5 protein-coding genes are annotated in these 1,938 nt (G+C 58.6%); 1 reads left to right on the forward strand and 4 read right to left on the reverse strand.

Annotated features, from left to right (window positions below; translation table 11 throughout):
- Positions 1 to 312 precede the first annotated feature (312 nt).
- Genes WCE35_RS17200 through WCE35_RS17215 form a run of 4 tightly spaced genes read right to left on the reverse strand, consistent with a single transcriptional unit; the run spans position 313 to position 1,260 of the window.
- Entirely contained in the window at positions 313 to 573 is a 261-nt protein-coding gene (locus WCE35_RS17200) for a hypothetical protein (RefSeq protein ID WP_424594530.1), read from the reverse strand.
- Positions 574 to 590: 17 nt separating this feature from the next.
- Positions 591 to 809: a hypothetical protein gene (locus WCE35_RS17205; RefSeq protein ID WP_424594534.1), complete on the reverse strand. Its 219-nt coding sequence runs from the start codon at positions 807 to 809 to the stop codon at positions 591 to 593.
- A complete protein-coding gene (locus WCE35_RS17210; protein ID WP_424594531.1) occupies positions 737 to 1,033 on the reverse strand; it encodes a DUF5615 family PIN-like protein in 297 nt (98 codons plus the stop codon). The genes WCE35_RS17205 and WCE35_RS17210 overlap by 73 nt, the downstream gene beginning before the upstream one ends.
- On the reverse strand, positions 997 to 1,260 hold the full coding sequence (locus WCE35_RS17215; RefSeq protein WP_424594532.1) for a DUF433 domain-containing protein: 264 nt from the start codon (positions 1,258 to 1,260) through the stop codon (positions 997 to 999). The genes WCE35_RS17210 and WCE35_RS17215 overlap by 37 nt, the downstream gene beginning before the upstream one ends.
- Before the next feature lie 241 nt (positions 1,261 to 1,501).
- Here WCE35_RS17215 and WCE35_RS17220 point away from each other — a divergent pair, with 241 nt between their 5' ends.
- A complete protein-coding gene (locus WCE35_RS17220) occupies positions 1,502 to 1,813 on the forward strand; it encodes a hypothetical protein (RefSeq protein ID WP_424594533.1) in 312 nt (103 codons plus the stop codon).
- Positions 1,814 to 1,938 lie beyond the last annotated feature (125 nt).

Below are 1,938 nucleotides of genomic sequence, written 5' to 3' on the forward strand. Positions count from 1 at the left end.
TCGTTCCCAAATCCTCCGGCGTATAACCTCTTGGAAGATCGCCTAATATGCGCTGACCCAGTTCCTTGCCTAACGCACGCCCAACATACGCAACCTCCATACTGTGGGTGAGGCGGGTGTGCACGTGATCGTTCGGCGCTAGCGGATGGACTTGTGTCTTGCGTCCCAATCGACGGAACGTGCCTGAAAAAGTGAGACGCCCAACGTCAGAGTCAAACTCTGAACGACCCGGTCTATGTTGCGGGCCTTCGTTTTCTCTACCAAGCCTGTCGCGCGATAGTAGACGGTCCCATTCCATGCTTACCTCCTCAATCAACAATAACAATCTAATGACAGGTTGCACTGATGGTACAACGCAATTTCACAACAGGGAAAGCCCATTTCGGAAAAGTCAGGCGGCTTGTGCGATATGCCGACCGCATAGGCGAGTGTCACCGACGCAATGAACTTCTTCGCAAAGATCACCGCTACCGGATAAACTTTTGCGCCATCTTCGCGCGCCTTTTCCTGGGAAAGCCAGAGATACTCATAGGCGACGAGGTTGCCGATCGGCGGTTCATCCGGGATATGCATGCCTCGGCCTGACGGACTTAGCGCGACGGCGAAGGAGCGTCTTCGATGTCCGCGATGTCCTCGAGGTCGTAGGGATCGTCGGTCTGGACCTCAGCCTGTTCGATCAACGCAACGTCGCCATCGCTCAGCGCCTCGACCGGGATAGCTCGTCGGTAGGAAGACATCATGTCCTTGAATAGCCTTTCCGACACCAAATAGGACGGGCTGCGACCGGCATGGGTGACCTCACCCGGCATTCTCTCAGGAAATCTTTGCGATTGTCGGTAACGATGATGTAGTCGTTTGCCACAGCGAAGCGGACCAGATTCCAGTCCTGCCAACCGGCCTTCCCAAGATGGGTGACGTAATCGGCCGGGTACCCCTGCGCTTTGGCTACCGCGACCAATGCGCCGCTCAAGCATTCATCGATCAGGAAGCGTTGGTTCAATGCCCGCTTGCCGATAGCTCCGAGGAGCGCCATTCTGCGCCGTAGGTCGCCTCCGCCCAGCGGATCACAGCGTCGATCCCATCGATCGGCAGGCTTGGGTAATCTTCGAAAATCTCCCGCGGCGTATGACCCGCGCGCAAGTAAGCGATGATGGTTTCGGCCGGCACGCGCGTTCCCTTCACCACTGGATCGCCGCTCATCACGGTTGGGTCGCTGACAATCTCGGCCTTGGTCGCCGGTCCGCTCTTCAACGATCCCATCGGGTATCTCCGTTCAACGCGATCGAAGCTGCAATATAGACCCCGGACCGGAGTTGCACCAGCGTTTCGGGGCGGATTAGCGTCATCCGCCCTCATCAATCAGCGCGTAGGATGGGTGGAGCGAAAGCGATACCCATCAATTGCAGTTTTGCGAAGATGATGGGTTTCGCGAAGCGCTCAACCCATCCTACGCCCTGCCCGCTGCTTCGCTTCGCGCGCAAGTCAAATCTGCCTGCGCCACATGCGGCAAAACAACACGACGGGCAAATCAGCAAAACCTGTCCAGACCTCCGCGCAAAAATATTCCGCTTTCGGCGTCGGGCAAATCACTGATCTAAATCCGCGCGTCTCACCCGATGAGAGGGGCGTTGCGCACGTCACGAACGCGCGGTGGGATGCGGTGGACGCGGCGCTTGCGCACGACGAACGCAAGAGGCTCGCGGACGGCGAAGTCGTGTGGTCCTGGCGCCCCGATGCTGGCGCCAAGCTTTGCGAGGATATCGCGGAGCGACGGTGGCAAGAAAGCCCGTTCACCGAGGAGAGCGCGAAGTAAGCCGTAAACCACTGCGCAGGGAAAGCCGGGTTGTCCCGGCCCACCTGTGGTCATTCCCCTGTGCATTCTTGTGCAAAATGTGCAGCACAGGGGGCCGCGGGTGCCAGCCGGCACCCGGCTTTCCC

The organism is Bradyrhizobium sp., from assembly GCF_049691595.1.
GTDB lineage: Bacteria > Pseudomonadota > Alphaproteobacteria > Rhizobiales > Xanthobacteraceae > Bradyrhizobium.